The 15,125-nt window shown below is 35.6% G+C and carries 11 protein-coding genes and 1 tRNA gene; 4 read left to right on the top strand and 8 right to left on the bottom strand.

Annotation, left to right across the window (positions count from 1 at the left end; genetic code table 11):
- Window positions 1-13 precede the first annotated feature (13 nt).
- Entirely contained in the window at window positions 14-3,070 is a 3,057-nt protein-coding gene (locus Q9Q97_RS22580) for a TAT-variant-translocated molybdopterin oxidoreductase (RefSeq protein WP_306161296.1), read from the bottom strand.
- 32 nt (window positions 3,071-3,102) lie between these two features.
- Window positions 3,103-4,437: a c-type cytochrome gene (locus Q9Q97_RS22575; RefSeq protein WP_306161312.1), complete on the bottom strand. Its 1,335-nt coding sequence runs from the start codon at window positions 4,435-4,437 to the stop codon at window positions 3,103-3,105.
- Window positions 4,438-4,658: 221 nt separating this feature from the next.
- On the opposite strand from Q9Q97_RS22575, the gene Q9Q97_RS22570 reads away from it, so the two are divergent.
- Window positions 4,659-5,048: an SPOR domain-containing protein gene (locus tag Q9Q97_RS22570; RefSeq protein ID WP_306161294.1), complete on the top strand. Its 390-nt coding sequence runs from the start codon at window positions 4,659-4,661 to the stop codon at window positions 5,046-5,048.
- A gap of 123 nt (window positions 5,049-5,171) precedes the next feature.
- Here Q9Q97_RS22570 and Q9Q97_RS22565 read toward each other — a convergent pair whose 3' ends face one another.
- The 5 genes from Q9Q97_RS22565 to rimP form a co-directional block, all read right to left on the bottom strand.
- Window positions 5,172-5,681, bottom strand: a complete 510-nt coding sequence (locus Q9Q97_RS22565) for a DUF4920 domain-containing protein (RefSeq protein WP_306161292.1) — start codon at window positions 5,679-5,681, stop codon at window positions 5,172-5,174.
- A gap of 72 nt (window positions 5,682-5,753) precedes the next feature.
- Complete coding sequence (locus Q9Q97_RS22560) at window positions 5,754-6,536, bottom strand: phosphatase PAP2 family protein (protein WP_306161290.1); 783 nt, start codon at window positions 6,534-6,536, stop codon at window positions 5,754-5,756.
- A gap of 261 nt (window positions 6,537-6,797) precedes the next feature.
- Complete coding sequence (gene infB / locus Q9Q97_RS22555) at window positions 6,798-9,671, bottom strand: translation initiation factor IF-2 (protein ID WP_306161288.1); 2,874 nt, start codon at window positions 9,669-9,671, stop codon at window positions 6,798-6,800.
- A gap of 58 nt (window positions 9,672-9,729) precedes the next feature.
- Window positions 9,730-10,983, bottom strand: a complete 1,254-nt coding sequence (gene nusA / locus Q9Q97_RS22550; protein WP_125722262.1) for a transcription termination factor NusA — start codon at window positions 10,981-10,983, stop codon at window positions 9,730-9,732.
- 19 nt (window positions 10,984-11,002) lie between these two features.
- Window positions 11,003-11,467 carry a ribosome assembly cofactor RimP gene (gene rimP, locus Q9Q97_RS22545; protein ID WP_260672502.1) on the bottom strand — a complete coding sequence of 155 codons (465 nt, stop codon included), beginning with the start codon at window positions 11,465-11,467 and terminating at the stop codon, window positions 11,003-11,005.
- A 174-nt stretch (window positions 11,468-11,641) separates the two neighbouring features.
- Here rimP and Q9Q97_RS22540 point away from each other — a divergent pair, with 174 nt between their 5' ends.
- The 3 genes from Q9Q97_RS22540 to Q9Q97_RS22530 all read left to right on the top strand — a co-directional run bounded on the left by Q9Q97_RS22540 (window position 11,642) and on the right by Q9Q97_RS22530 (window position 14,914).
- The gene (locus tag Q9Q97_RS22540; RefSeq protein ID WP_306161284.1) at window positions 11,642-12,466 is read left to right on the top strand and encodes a universal stress protein; all 825 of its coding nucleotides are present in this window, start codon (window positions 11,642-11,644) and stop codon (window positions 12,464-12,466) included.
- A 166-nt stretch (window positions 12,467-12,632) separates the two neighbouring features.
- The gene (locus Q9Q97_RS22535) at window positions 12,633-14,054 is read left to right on the top strand and encodes an aldehyde dehydrogenase family protein (RefSeq protein WP_306161282.1); all 1,422 of its coding nucleotides are present in this window, start codon (window positions 12,633-12,635) and stop codon (window positions 14,052-14,054) included.
- A gap of 62 nt (window positions 14,055-14,116) precedes the next feature.
- Window positions 14,117-14,914 carry an AraC family transcriptional regulator gene (locus Q9Q97_RS22530; protein ID WP_306161280.1) on the top strand — a complete coding sequence of 266 codons (798 nt, stop codon included), beginning with the start codon at window positions 14,117-14,119 and terminating at the stop codon, window positions 14,912-14,914.
- Between the two features lie 136 nt (window positions 14,915-15,050).
- Here Q9Q97_RS22530 and Q9Q97_RS22525 read toward each other — a convergent pair.
- Window positions 15,051-15,121: transfer RNA gene (locus Q9Q97_RS22525), tRNA-Gln, on the bottom strand.
- Between the last annotated feature and the right edge of the window lie 4 nt (window positions 15,122-15,125).

The following is a 15,125-nucleotide window of genomic DNA, read 5'->3' as shown; positions in this document are numbered from 1 at the left end:
TATTAATAATTTACTAAGTGTTTCTAACTTTTACATGATAGAAAACATTTGGTTTTGTACCAACATGCTCTAATAAGTGATAAGCTCTTTCGCTTTCAGCTAATTTAGCAACTTCACTCTCTTTATCATTTACGTCTCCAAAGACCATTGCTCCAGAAGAACAAGCTGCAGAACAAGCACAAGCATTGTTGAACTCATCTTTCGCTACTACTCTACCTTCACGTTTTGCTTGAAGAATTACAGCTTGAGTACTTTGGATACAGAAAGAACATTTTTCCATAACTCCACGAGAACGAACGTTTACGTCTGGGTTTAATACCATACGACCTAAATCGTCATTCATATGATAATCGAATTCACTGTTTTTGTTGTACAAGAACCAGTTGAAACGACGAACTTTATAAGGACAGTTGTTTGCACAGTAACGAGTACCAACACATCTGTTATAAGCCATGTGGTTTTGACCTTGACGACCGTGAGAAGTTGCAGCAACAGGACAAACTGTTTCACAAGGTGCGTGGTTACAGTGCTGACACATTACTGGTTGGAATGCTACTTGTGGATTATCTCCTGGTTTTTCCATTTCATTAAATGTAGATAATGAGCTAGATAAACCTGCAATTCCTTCTTTTCTTTCGTTATCTCCTTCAAAAGTGCTTTCAGAAGAATAGTATCTATCGATACGTAACCAGTGCATATCACGGCTTCTTCTTACCTCTGCTTTACCTACAACTGGAACGTTGTTTTCAGCATGACAAGCGATAACGCAAGCCCCACAACCAGTACAAGCATTTAAGTCGATTGAAAGGTTGAAGTGGTGACCAGTTGTACGATCAAATGATTCCCATAAATCTACAGTTGTAGCTTCAACTTCTTGGTGATCTAAAGATACCATTGGTTTTTCATTCCAATGTTCAGCATCTTTAGTATTGAATATTTCTAAAGAAGTTTCTTTAATAATATCTCCTCTACCCATCAAAGTTTTCTGACCTTGAACACAAGCAAACTCATGTACTCCAGCAGCTTTTGCAATAGAAACAGATTGAACACTATTGAAACCTTTATATAAAGCGTAAGCATTTAAACCTACTTGCATTTCTTCTTTAAGAGCCGCTTTACGACCGTAACCAAGAGCTAGACCTAAAGTTCCAACTGCTTGACCTGGCTGAACGATAACTGGAACATTCTCCAATTTAACTCCATCAACAGTAAGAGTAGCATAACTACCATCTAAACCTCCATTAGCAACAATTTCGTTTGATAATCCAAGTTTTTTAGCATCTGCATTAGAAACTGTAACGTAGTTATCCCAAGAAACTCTTGTAATTGGATCTGGAAACTCTTGCAACCAAGGGTTGTTAGCGTGCTGACCATCTCCTAATCCAGTTTTTGTATATAATATTAATTCAAACTCACCAGCAGATTTAGATTTTGCAACTGCGTTTGCAGCAGAAGCAGCATCAATAGCACCTCCAGATAATACTGAAGATCCAATAATAGCTACACCGTCATGTAATACTTTATTCCAAGAAGTTCCTGTAGTGTAAGCTCCAGAATTTGCTTTTAAATAGTCATAAAAAGTACCAGCTGTACCATTTACTGACAATAAAACATCTTGAAATTGTTTTGTATTAAAGATAGGACGGATTGTAGGCTGAGTTAAGCTGTATGTTCCGCTTGTAAGCTCAAGATCTCCCCAAGACTCTAAATAGTGAGGAGCCGGTGCAGCAATAGAAACGATTGATGCAGTTTCATCTTCTTTTAATGAAAAAGCAACTGAGGTTTTAACTTTTTTCAATCCAGATACGAAAGAAGCTGAATCAGCTAAAGTGTAAACAGGATTAACTCCACTCATAATTAAAGTATGAACACTTCCTGCATTCAAATCTTTAATTAACTGTGCAACTACAGCATTAGAACCTTTTCTAATTTGTCTTGCTCCAGCAGTATTAAAAGCTTCACTAGCCAATGCTTGATTGATAGCTAAAACTAATAATTGAGCATTTTTATCTTCAATTCCAGATACTAAAACTCCTTTTGAACCAGCAGCTTTAAGTTGCTGAGCAGCTTTTACTACTTCAGCCTTAAATGCACCTTCCAAAGAAACAGGAACAGAAGCACCTACAACGATATTATAAATTTGAACTAAAGCTTGTTTTTGAGCAGCTGTAGTCATTGGAACACGCTTATCAGCAGCAGCTCCAGACAATGTCATATTTGATTCAAACTGGAAGTGACGAGACATTTTTCCATTTTGAGGAATACGCCCTTTTGCATATCCAGAATCGTATCCACCACCTTGCCAGTCTCCTAAGAAATCAGCACCAACAGATACAATTAAAGAAGCTTTTGAGAAATCGTAATCAACTAAAGCTCTCTGACCATACGCAGCTTCAAAAGCATCTAAAGCTTCAGATGAAGAAACTGCATCATATACTACATGCTTCGCGTTTGGATTTTTTGCAATAAACTCAGCAATTAATTTTTCAGTAGATGGACTCGCTAAAGTATTTGTTAATAATACTACTTGTCCGCCTTTTGCTTTTGCATCAGCTAAACTTGATTTGATTTTTAAATCAACCGCAGACCAAGAAGAATCTTTTCCGTCTACTTTTGGTTCTTTCAAACGAGCGCTATCATACAATCCTAAAATAGATGCATGAATTCTTGCGTTAGCTGCAAATTTAGCTCCAGCAATTGTATTGTTTTCAATTTTAATTGGACGACCCTCACGAGTTTTTACCAAAAGATTAGCAAAATCAAATCCATCAAAAACTGTAGTTGCATAATAATCTGCAACACCAGGAATGATTTGTTCTGGTTGTAATACATAAGGGATAGACTTGTGAACAGGACCTTCGCAAGCAGCTAATGTTACAGCCGCTGTACTAAACCCTACGTACTTTAAAAAGTCACGACGTGAAGTTCCTGATGTAGATAAAGCATCAGCGTTACCCAAAAACTCATCAGTAGGAATTTCTTCAACAAACTCGTTATTTCTAAGCGCCTCAACAATAGAGCTATTTTCTAGCTCTTCAACACTTTTCCAGTATTTTTTGTTTGATGACATTGTATATATATATTAAAATCTTAATAAATCGATTAATAGTGGCATTTACCACACTCTAAACCTCCCATTTGCGCTGCAGTTAATTTCTCTACACCGTATTTTTTAGAAAGTTCAGCATGAATTTTGTCATAGTAAGCATTACCCTCCATCTTAACATCAGTTTTTCTATGGCAATCAACACACCATCCCATTGTTAATTTAGAGTATTGCTTCATGATTTCAAATTCTTGTACTGGTCCGTGACAAGTTTGACATTCGATACCAGCAACAGAAACGTGTTGAGAGTGATTGAAGTAAACAAAATCAGGCAAGTTATGAATACGAACCCATTTTACAGGCTGTGTTTTTCCAGTATAAGCTTGTTTAGTCTTATCCCATCCAACAGCATCATATAATTTTTGAATTTGCGCATCGTAGAAAGCTTTGCTGTACTCAGGAGTAGCAGTAGTTTCGGCAACCTCAGAAATATTTTTATGACAGTTCATACAAACATTTAATGAAGGAATACCAGCCGTTTTACTTACACGAGCAGCAGAGTGGCAATATTTACAATTGATTTCGTTATCGCCAGCGTGAATTTTGTGAGAGTAGTGAATTGGCTGAATTGGCTCATAATTCTGATCTACACCTACTTGCATTAAGTATCCGTAAACAAAATATCCACTAGCTAAAAGTAAGAAGATTGCTGTTACCAAAACCAAGAATTGGTTTTTAGCGAAAGCTTTCCAAATTGGAAGTCTTGCTTCTTTTGGAGCAACTTCAATACCATTTTTGTTTGCTACTTTAGTCAATACTTTGTTCACCATGAACAACATAACAACTAATATAGCCATTACAAGAGCAAGTGCCCCTAAAATAATATTATTTGATATAGCACCATCCTGAGCATTTGTCCCAGGAGGAGTTGCACCACCCGCTACAGCTGCAGCAGGCTCAGCTTTTGGCTGAGAAGTATACGCTATAATGTTATCAATATCTCCTTCAGACAATTGAGGAAACGAAGTCATAACAGCTTTGTTGTTTTCCTCAAAAAGTTTAACAGCAACAGGATCACCTGACTTAATCATGTCAGAACTGTTATGCACCCACTTGTAAAGCCAAGCTTTATCATGCTTATCTGCCACCCCTCTTAAGGCTGGACCAGTTGATTTAGCATCTAATTTGTGACATGCAGCGCAATTTGCATTAAAAAGTTCTTTCCCTTTTACTGGATCACCGCCTCCTGCAGCTGGAGCAGCAGCAGCAGCTTCAGGCGCCGCCGGAGCAGCAGCATCTTGAGCAAATGAAGTTAGGGAGAAAATTAACGTTAGCGATAAGCCAAGCAGTAATTTTCTTGAGATCGAATTATGGTTACCCACCTTTTTCATATAGTATAAATAATTGTCTACTAATTTTTGGTATGATTTTTTCTGTACTAAATCCAGTATAAATCTATACCCTTTTTTAAAACTTGCCACAAAAATACGACTTATGAGCTATTCTCAAAACCTTAAAATAGTCTTAATTATCAATTTATATCAATTCTAAATAATATTAAAATTTTACACTCAAACTTTAAATAGTATTTTTGCATAAAAACCATCACATTATGAGAATTTTAAGTCCTTCAAAAAACCTTTTCTTAACAATTACAACGATTGCTTTCGCACACAATATTAACGCTCAAGACCAAAATTTAACATTGAATCAAGATCCTAAATTTGAGCAGTTACTAAATGAAAAGCGCAAAATTAACACGTCAATAAATACAAACGATACTTATAGAATTCAAATCTTTAGTGGCAAAAGCGATGAGGCAAAAAAAACGCTAACGGATTTCAAAAGAGAAAATTCAGATATAGACGGAACCATTATTTTCAGCACCCCAAATTACAAGGTAATCGTTGGTAATTTTAAAACTCGCATTGAAGCCGAAAGGAATTTGGCAGAAATTAAAAAGAGATACAAAAGTGTCTTTTTACTTAAACCTGGAAGATAATCCATTCAAATGATTAAATAAAAAAAAGCGAGATGAAAATCTCGCTTTTTTTATGACTTTAAAATTTTTCTGCCAACAATCAAACAATAATTATCACTTTGAAAAAAAACTTCTTTTTTTTAGTTAGTTTACTACTTTAATTCCGCTCGCCAGAAAACGAATTTCTTCTTTAGGCGCCGTAATAGCATCTATTTCTGCCTTTGTTTTTTTAGCATCTTTTGCATAATGCTTTAATTCATCAACAGACGTAATCTTTCTTTCTACAGCTCCTTCTAAAACTACATTTTTTCCTTTTAATGCTGTCGGCACAAAGAAAGCATAGTCTTTCATCTTAACAAAGAAAGATGCTCCATTTTCAGTTTTCACACTGACCCAACATCCTCTTTTTGGACAAACACCCGTTACTTCCCCCTTTACCGCAACGTTTTCTATCTTATTTACAGTTTTCATATCTTTTTCTAATTCCCCAACAGAAATTGCCTTACTTACGACATCCTTAGAAATATCTTCTCCATAATAATCCCCAACCAAGGCATTGCCTGCTGGCGGTGCCGGTTTTTCTACAGGTTCCTGTGAAAAGGATAAAGAAGAAAAACTTAGAAATAAAACAAATGAGCATAGTGCTAGTTTCATATTTTTAATATTTAAATCTCCCCTAAAGTAAAGAAAAATTTAAAGCAAGCATACTCTTATACATCAAAAATCTTAGATCTTATCGGTAGCAGCAAGCCCAATATCAAGCATTTCTTTTTTAACCGCTTCAAAGTCCGACAAAAAATCTGAATTAGCAAAAAGACATTCAACAGTTGCTTTACCCATAATTCTTCCCATCTCTACATCGCTATGCCAATGCGCATTACAAATTACGCGGCTTTCTCCAAAATCATACCCTCGTTTTAATATCGCTTCTTTATGATGCGGAAAAATTTCGATCAATATTAATGACCAAGCACTGCCAACAGCCGCATGACCAGACGGAAAAGAACCAACCGTCTTTAAAACTGCTTCCTGATCTGGCGTACAAGTTTTTTTATTGTTAACAACAAACGGACGCACACGATTATAATAATTCTTAGCAGCATACGTAGACAATCCTGCGTCTGTCATTACTCTACGCATGAAAACATAGAACTTAGGCGTTTTATGCTCACTAATCTCAATTCCTAAAACAGCTTCAAAACATTTAGCCGCAGTAGGAAATGACAAATCTGCATCGCTGGCCGCTTTTAAAAACCGAATTTCATTATCTGATTCAACAGCCCTTTTTGCATGTTCTAAATCAACTTGATAAGCGGAAGAAGTTATCTCTGGAGGAGGCGACAGCAGCTTTAAACTATTTGGCATCTCTTCTTCTGACAAATAGCCATATAATAAGCCCGGCATGACCGCTCTTAGCTGTTCAACTGTCGTGAATTTAGAAATAACATTATTGCGCCTATCTTTTTTATAAACGAGCGAATTAATAATCTGAATTATTTTTAGCTTCATATCCAACTTTCATCTAATTCCATTTTTCTTCTCAAAAATCACAATTAAACCATAGGGATTGCCGCCAAACTAAAGCATCAAATCCTAGTCACCATCAAAAAATTTGAGCAAAGGAATAAATAATTCACAAATCAAAACCTACCCGTTTTTTAATAATACGTTTCATATTATAAATTGCAACAAATTTGTTTTACATTTCAAAACACACAGAACAAAAAAAGTCCCAATTTTCATTGGGACTTTTGAACATATAACTGAATATTATTTCAATTTCTTTTTGATTGCTACTTCATGGTAAGCTTCAATAACATCGCTAATTTCGATATCATTAAATCCTTTTATCTGAATACCACAATCGTAACCTTTAGTTACTTCTTTTACGTCGTCTTTGAAACGTTTCAGCGCCACTAACTCACCTGTATGAACCACAACTCCATCTCTAATAACTCTAATTTTAGAAGTTCTAAGGATTTTACCATCAGTTACCATACATCCTGCAATAGAACCCACTTTAGAAATTTTGAAAATCTCACGAATTTCAGCTGTTCCTAAAATTTCTTCTTTCATCTCTGGAGCAAGCATTCCTTCCATCGCATCTTTCAAGTCATCGATAGCAGCATAGATGATAGAATAGTAACGGATATCGATTTCTTCTTTATCAGCAAGCTGTCTAGCATTTCCAGCCGGACGAACGTTAAATCCGATAATGATTGCATCTGATGCAGAAGCCAAGTTAACATCGGTTTCTGTAATCGCACCAACTCCTTTATGAATGATATTGATTTGAACTTCTTCTGTAGAAAGTTTAGAGAACGAATCAGATAATGCTTCAACAGAACCATCCACGTCTCCTTTAAGGATTACATTTAATTCTTTAAACTGACCAAGAGCAATACGACGTCCAATTTCATCAAGTGTAATATGTCTTTGTGTACGTACAGATTGTTCACGCATTAATTGAGAACGTTTAGATGCAATTTGTTTTGCTTCTTTTTCATCTTCAAATACATTGAACTTATCTCCCGCAGTAGCAGCTCCGTCTAAACCTAAAACAGATACTGGAGTCGAAGGGCCAGCTTGAAGAACAATATGTCCTCTTTCATCATGCATCGCTTTCACTTTTCCATGATGCTTACCTGCTAACATGTAATCTCCAATTTTCAAAGTACCTTGCTGTACTAAAATTGTAGAAACATAACCTTTTCCTTTATCTAGAAAAGCCTCAACAACAGTTCCCTGCGCTGCTTTATTTGGATTTGCTTTTAAATCTAAGATTTCAGCTTCTAATAAAACTTTTTCAAGCAATTCTTTTACACCTGTTCCCACTTTTGCAGAAATATCATGTGACTGAATTTTTCCACCCCAATCTTCAACAAGTAAATTCATACCAGCCAAACGTTCTTTGATTTTATCAACATTTGCGTTTGGTTTATCAATTTTATTGATTGCAAAAATAATCGGAACTCCCGCCGCTTGTGCGTGAGAAATTGCCTCTTTTGTTTGTGGCATAATATCATCATCGGCCGCTACCACAATAATTGCGATATCGGTAACTTGAGCTCCACGTGCACGCATCGCGGTAAACGCCTCGTGACCCGGAGTATCTAAGAATGCAATTTTTTGCCCGTTATCTAAAGTAACTCCATACGCCCCAATGTGCTGTGTAATACCTCCAGATTCACCAGCGATAACATTTTCTTTACGAATATAATCCAGTAAAGATGTTTTACCGTGGTCAACGTGACCCATTACGGTAACAATTGGCGCTCTAGTTACTAAATCTTCTTCTCTATCTTCAACAACTTCAATTGCTTCTTCGATATCTACTGTAATAAATTCAACATCGTAACCAAACTCATCAGCCACAATAGTTAAAGTTTCAGCATCTAAACGCTGATTCATGGTTACCATGATTCCAAGAGACATACAAGTTCCAATTACTTTAGTAATCGGCACATCCATCATGATAGCGATTTCACCTACTGTAACGAATTCAGTAACTTTAATAGTTTTACTTCCTTCGTCAAGAGCTCTTTGCTCGTCATCAGATTTCTGACGGTGCGTTTCTCTTTTATCTCTTCTATATTTTGCCGCTTTAGATTTCCCTCCTTTACCCTGAAGTTTTTCAAGAGTTTCTCTAATTTGGTTTTTTACTTCTTCTTCAGTTGGCTCAACTTTAGCTACAATTGCAGGACGGTTTCCTTTTACAAAACCAGGTCTCTGACTTCTGTTAGCATTAAATCCTCCTCCATTATTGTTTTGAGCTGGCTTATTTTGATTTGGCGTTCCAGGCGCATTACCCGTAGCAGGTTTTGGCGCACCAGGCACACCTGGCTTAGGACCAATTCTTTTACGCTTATTTTTATTTGCGTTATTATTATTACCAACCCCAGGAATTCCAGGTTTATTCTGAGCTGCTTTAGGATCTTCTTTCTTTTTCTTAGGCTTGTTAAATTGAGATAAATCAATTGTCTGGCCTGTAAGGGTTGTTCCTGTAAGCTTTTGATATTGAGTTGTAATAGTTTCCTCTGAAGTTGTTGGATCAGTAGACACGATTGGCTCCTGAGCAACTTTAGATTCTGCTTTAACTTCTTTTTTCTCCGTAATAATAGGTTCTTCTTTTTTTGTTTCGGAAACAGGAGTTGAAACAACTGGTTCAGATTTTACCGTTTCATTTTGAACAGGTTTTTCTGGCTGCACAGGAGCAGCAACAGCTTTAGGTTCTTCAACCTTAGCTGTTTCCTCAGAAGGAGTAATCGCAGGTTTTTTTGGATTCAAGTCAATTTTACCAACTTGTACAGGTCCAGAAACAACAGCTCTCGCTTTGATTATTTCTTGCTGTTTTTGACGCTCCTCTTCTTGTCTGCGCTTGTCTTCAATTTCTTTCTCACGCTCTACACGTAATGCCTCTTTTTCTTTTCTTTTCTCTTCTCCAACTTCTTTAGAAGCCTCCTTGTTCCCCTTATCGCCCGCAAATTGGCTTTGAAGGATATTAAATTCACTATCAGAAATTTTAGCATTTGGATTTGCATCAATAGCAATTCCCTTATCTTTTAGATAATCTACAGCTCTTTCTAACGAAATATTTAATTCCCTTAAAACCTTGTTTATTCTTATTACTCTCTCTTCAGACATATAACCTTTTTATTATTACCTTTTTCGTTGTGTTGTTAGAGCAGACTCAAGCTATCGCTTAACTATCAAACTCTTCTTTTAGTATCTTCATAACATCTAGAATCGTTTCCTCTTCTAAGTCTGTTCTTCTTACTAAATCTTCTACGTCATGTTTTAAGATACTTTTTGCAGTATCCAAACCTATTTTTGCAAACTCTTCAATTACCCACTCTTCGATTTCATCTGAGAACTCTGTTAATTCAACATCGTCTTCATCTGCAACAGTTCCGGCAACATCTCCTTCACGGATAACGTCTAATTCATAACCTGTTAGCTGACCTGCTAATTTAATGTTATGACCACCTCTACCAATTGCTTTAGAAACCTCTTCTAATTTCAAGAAAACTTCAGCTCTTTTGCTTTCTTCATCAATTTTGATAGAAGAAACTTTTGCAGGGCTTAATGCTCTTGTAATAAATAATTGAATATTGTTTGTATAATTGATCACATCAATATTTTCATTTCCAAGCTCACGAACAATTCCATGAATACGAGAACCTTTCATTCCAACGCAAGCTCCAACTGGATCAATTCTATCATCATAAGAATCAACAGCCACTTTTGCTTTTTCTCCAGGAATACGAACTACATTTTTCACTGTAATTAATCCGTCGAAAACTTCTGGAATTTCTTGCTCAAATAATTTTTCTAAGAACTTTTCTGAAGTTCTAGACATAATAATCTGAGGTTTATTTCCTTTTAATTCAACGCTTTCAATGATTCCACGAACATTATCTCCTTTACGGAAGAAATCTGACGGGATTTGTTTTTCTTTTGGAAGCACAATCTCATTTCCTTCATCATCAACCAAGATTACTACTCTTGGACGCACGTGGTGCACTTCAGCTGTATATATATCACCGATAATATCTTTAAATTGTTTGTAAAGATTTGTATTATCGTGTTCGTGAATTTTAGATATTAGATTCTGACGAAGCGCTAAGATAGCTCTTCTTCCTAAATCAATCAATTTTACTTCTTCAGAAACTTCTTCTCCAATTTCAAAATCCGCTTCAATTTTTCTTGCTTCAGTCAATGTAATTTCCTCATTTTCAAAATCAAGATCTTCATCGGCAACAATTACTCTTCTTCTCCAAATTTCCATATCTCCTTTATCAGGATTTATAATAATATCGAAATTTTCATCTGATCCGTATTTTTTCTTTAATGCATTTCTAAATACGTCCTCTAAAATTGCCATAAGCGTTACACGATCAATAAGTTTATTATCTTTAAACTCTGAGAATGAATCGATTAATGCTAAATTTTCCATGCGAATTTTTTAATTAAAATTAAAATGTTACCGTAACAACTGCCTCTTTAATTTCTGTATAAGGTATTTGTTGCTCTTTTTGAACTGTTTCTTTTCCTTTTCCTACTTTTTTCGGTTCTCTTGCTTTCCAAGACAAAATTATAAAAACATCATTAGCTTCTACCAATTCTGCTTCAATTTTTTCTGTATTTGTGGTAACAATCAACGTTCTACCAACATTTTTTTTGTATTGTCTAACCATTTTTAGAGGTGTCCCTACTCCAACCGATGCTACTTCAAGCGAAAAATCTTGTTCTTCACGATCCAGATTATTCTCGATTGCACGACTAATGTCTATACAGTCTTGCAGCGCCACTCCATTATCTCCGTCTAAACCAACACTAATTTTAAAAGAATCCGAAACAGCCAGATCAACCAAAAAGATTGATGGTTTTTCCAGAAGAGCTTCTGTAATTAATCCGTTTACTTTTTCTTTGAATGTCATAATTTTATAAAAAGAGGGGACACTTAGTCCCCTCATTATTTAGATTTTAATAAATAACAGTGCAAATATAGTGTTTTTTTTATAAATCAAATAAATTGATTGCTCTAAAATAATTTCTTATCTTTATAATAGCATTAAAACACAGAATTATTCATCATTTTTAACCCTCAAATCATGAAACGAATTTTAGTACCTACAGACTTCTCAGAACACGCAGAAGATGCTTTAAAAGTTGCCGCACAAATTGCAAAAAAGAACAATTCTGAACTCATTCTACTGCATATGCTCGAATTGCCTCACCAGTCCAATGATGCCATAATGGGCGGAGCCAGCATTCCAGAAGCGATGCTTTTTATGAAAAAAGCAAATGAAACGCTTGATGAAGTTGCCTCTAGAGAATATCTTGAAGGAATTCCGGTTACTGAAATTGTAAAAATGGACAAGCCTATTCATGGAATCACTCAAATAAGCAAAGATTATGATGTCGATTTAATTGTTATGGGATCGCACGGTTCTTCTGGCGTTGAAGAATTATTAATAGGTTCTAATACTGAAAAAGTAGTTCGAAACTCGGAAATCCCTGTCTTAGTCATCAAAAAAAATATTCCAGATTTTAACGCCTTCGATATTGTATTCGCATCTGATTTTTCAGAAGAAGCCAAAAAACCATTTGAAAAACTTTTAAATTTCACCAAATCATTTGATTCAAAATTACATTTAGTCACTATTTGCACACCAAACAGCTTTAAACCAACTCATGTAAGCGAAAAAATAATGAGTGATTTTATAGCCGAATTCGATATTGCGAATTATACTACTCAAATTTACAATGATACCAATATTGAAAAAGGAATTATTAATTTCTCGAACAAAATAAATGCTGACATAATTGGAATGTGCACACATGGAAGAACAGGTTTTGCACATTTCTTTAACGGAAGCATCAGCGAAGGCTTGGTTAATCACGCTGTTAAACCCGTTATCACCTTAAAAATCTAATACATACCATTCAAAAATTCCAAAGCTTCTCAAATGAGAAGCTTTTTTTTTAACATACAAACAAAAAACTGAGCTTTTCAACAAAGTTTAGTTGAGCTTCACAACAAAGTCACAAGTATATTAAATGCGGAAATTTGTCAAATAGAAATTCATTAAAAACAACAAAATGAAAACAATAGACAAAATTTACGTTAATGGAGAATTTGTTACTCCACAAGGAACAGAATACTTTGACCTTATTAGCCCAACAACAAACGAAAAATTAGGAAAAGTTCTTTTAGGCAATGCAGAAGACACTCAAAAAGCGATAGAAGCCGCTAAAAACGCTTTTAAAACTTTTTCAAAAACAACAGTTTCAGAAAGAATCCAATATCTCAAAAACATTAAATCTGCTGTCGAAAAAAGAAAATACGATTTTATTAATGTAATGATAGAAGAATATGGAGGTACTTTTCAATTTGCCAGTGTAAGTTACGACTATATGCTAAAAAGTTTTGACTCCGCCATCAGCCTGCTTCATTCTTATGATTTCACTAAAACAATGGGAGAATCTGAAGTTCAAATGACACCAATTGGCGTTGTCGGAATTATTATTCCATGGAATTCCAGCAATGGCTATATCTGCAGCAAATTATCTACAGCAATTGCAGCAGGATGCACAACCGTAATCAAACCTAGCGAAATGAGTGCTCAACAGACAGAATTAATCCTTGAATGTCTTCACGAAGCAAATCTTCCAAAAGGAGTTGTCAATATCGTAAACGGACTGGGAGAAATCGTGGGAGCAGAAATAAGCAGAAATCCAGATATTACTAAAATATCTTTTACAGGATCTACCAATGTTGGAAAAATCATTGCAAAAGAAGCCGTTAATACCATGAAACGAGTTACGCTTGAACTTGGCGGAAAATCTCCAAACATCATTCTAGACGATGCCGATTTTTCAAAAGCTATTCCGCTTGCCATCAGCGCCGCTTTTATGAACAACGGACAAGCCTGCATCGCGGGAAGCAGATTGTTAATTCCAGAAAACAAGCTAAATGAAGCAAAACTTTTTATTAAAGAAACCGTTTCAAAACTTATTGTAGACAATCCTAAAAACCTAAACACTAATGTAGGCCCAATGGTGAGCACAAAACAATACAATCGTGTTCAGGATTATATTCAGGCCGGAATTGACGAAGGGGCAGAAATATTAACTGGTGGGCTAGGAAAACCCGAAGGATTAGAAAACGGAAATTTCATCAAACCAACGGTTTTTATCCATGCCAACAATCAAATGCGTATTGCGAAAGAAGAAATATTTGGACCCGTTTTATCTGTCATCACCTATAAAACCGAAGAAGAAGCAATCGAAATTGCCAATGATACCACGTATGGACTACAAGCTTATGTAAGTTCTTCAAATTCAGAAAGAGCTCACCGTGTTGCCTCACAACTTAATGCTGGCCGCGTTCAGGTAAACGGAATTAGCCACGACCCAATGGCTCCTTTTGGCGGATTTAAACAATCTGGAATCGGACGTGAATTTGGAACTTTAGGACTAGAAGCCTATTTAGAACCAAGAGCGCTAATTCAACAAAAATAACCTTCCTCTATCTGGAAATCTTTAAGCGTAAAGATTTCCAGATCTTTTAGTATTTTTACAATATGAGCACCAAACCAAGCACAAAGCCGAAAATTCTCTACTCGTGTTATTATTCACGCAGTCGCGAAGGCGAGCACTTTATACCTGAGCACGTTTTCAGCTATCAGATTTCTGGAGAAATGATTGCTTCAGATAGCAAAAACACTTTTCACATAAAACCGGGAGAATTTCGTTTCAGCAGGCGAAATCATTTAGCAAAGTTTACTAAAATTCCACCAGAAGGAGGCGAATTCAAAACGATTTCCCTTTTTCTAGATCAGGAAATCTTAAGAGAAATCAGCAAAGAACACAATTTAAAGTCAGAAAAAAAATTGGATTCAGATGCTATGTTTGCGCTAGCTCCTAACCCGCTCTACAAATCTTTTATGAAATCGCTGTTGTCTTACCTTGAAATCGAAGAAGAGAACAACGAAGCTTTATTCCATTTAAAAATTAAAGAAGCTATTCACCTTTTACTAAAAGTAAATCCAGAATTAAAAGACATTTTATTTGATTTTAACGAACCTGGCAAAATTGATTTAGAAGCCTTTATGAACAAAAACTTCCATTTTAATGTTCAAATGCACAGATTCGCCTATCTCACAGGAAGGAGCTTAGCAACATTTAAAAGAGATTTTCAAAAAGTATTTCAGCAATCGCCTGGAAAATGGCTCTTAAACAAAAGGCTCCAAGAAGCTTACTATTTGATCAGTCAAGGAAACACACCATCAGAAGTATATATAGGTGTCGGTTTTGAAGACCTTTCTCATTTCTCTTTTGCCTTTAAAAAGAAATTCGGAATTGTTCCTTCTTCCTTATAAATCTCAACTATAAAAAATTTCAAAAAAGAAATTCCAAATTCCAATCTGCAAAGCCTTGGAATTTGAAATTTAAATATTCGAATTTTAAAAAACTTTGTTGCATAAAAAAAGCCTCTCATTTCTGAGAGGCTTTGTGTTGGTCTACTAGGACTCGAACCTAGAAAGACGGCACCAAAAACCGTAGTGTTACCATTACACCATAGACCAGCAG

Source organism: Flavobacterium sp. DG2-3, from assembly GCF_030730925.1.
Lineage (GTDB): Bacteria > Bacteroidota > Bacteroidia > Flavobacteriales > Flavobacteriaceae > Flavobacterium.
Note: the sequence above shows the minus strand (reverse complement) of the source record. Positions and strands in the feature narration are given on the sequence as shown.

Bases quoted from the DNA above. Each gene is read 5' to 3' on its own strand.
- Q9Q97_RS22580 (WP_306161296.1), bottom strand. From the start codon at position 3,070: ATGTCATCAAACAAAAAATACTGGAAAAGTGTTGAAGAGCTAGAAAAT.
- Q9Q97_RS22575 (WP_306161312.1), bottom strand. From the start codon at position 4,437: ATGAAAAAGGTGGGTAACCATAATTCGATCTCAAGAAAATTACTGCTT.
- Q9Q97_RS22570 (WP_306161294.1), top strand. From the start codon at position 4,659: ATGAGAATTTTAAGTCCTTCAAAAAACCTTTTCTTAACAATTACAACG.
- Q9Q97_RS22565 (WP_306161292.1), bottom strand. From the start codon at position 5,681: ATGAAACTAGCACTATGCTCATTTGTTTTATTTCTAAGTTTTTCTTCT.
- Q9Q97_RS22560 (WP_306161290.1), bottom strand. From the start codon at position 6,536: ATGAAGCTAAAAATAATTCAGATTATTAATTCGCTCGTTTATAAAAAA.
- infB (WP_306161288.1), bottom strand. From the start codon at position 9,671: ATGTCTGAAGAGAGAGTAATAAGAATAAACAAGGTTTTAAGGGAATTA.
- nusA (WP_125722262.1), bottom strand. From the start codon at position 10,983: ATGGAAAATTTAGCATTAATCGATTCATTCTCAGAGTTTAAAGATAAT.
- rimP (WP_260672502.1), bottom strand. From the start codon at position 11,467: ATGACATTCAAAGAAAAAGTAAACGGATTAATTACAGAAGCTCTTCTG.
- Q9Q97_RS22540 (WP_306161284.1), top strand. From the start codon at position 11,642: ATGAAACGAATTTTAGTACCTACAGACTTCTCAGAACACGCAGAAGAT.
- Q9Q97_RS22535 (WP_306161282.1), top strand. From the start codon at position 12,633: ATGAAAACAATAGACAAAATTTACGTTAATGGAGAATTTGTTACTCCA.
- Q9Q97_RS22530 (WP_306161280.1), top strand. From the start codon at position 14,117: ATGAGCACCAAACCAAGCACAAAGCCGAAAATTCTCTACTCGTGTTAT.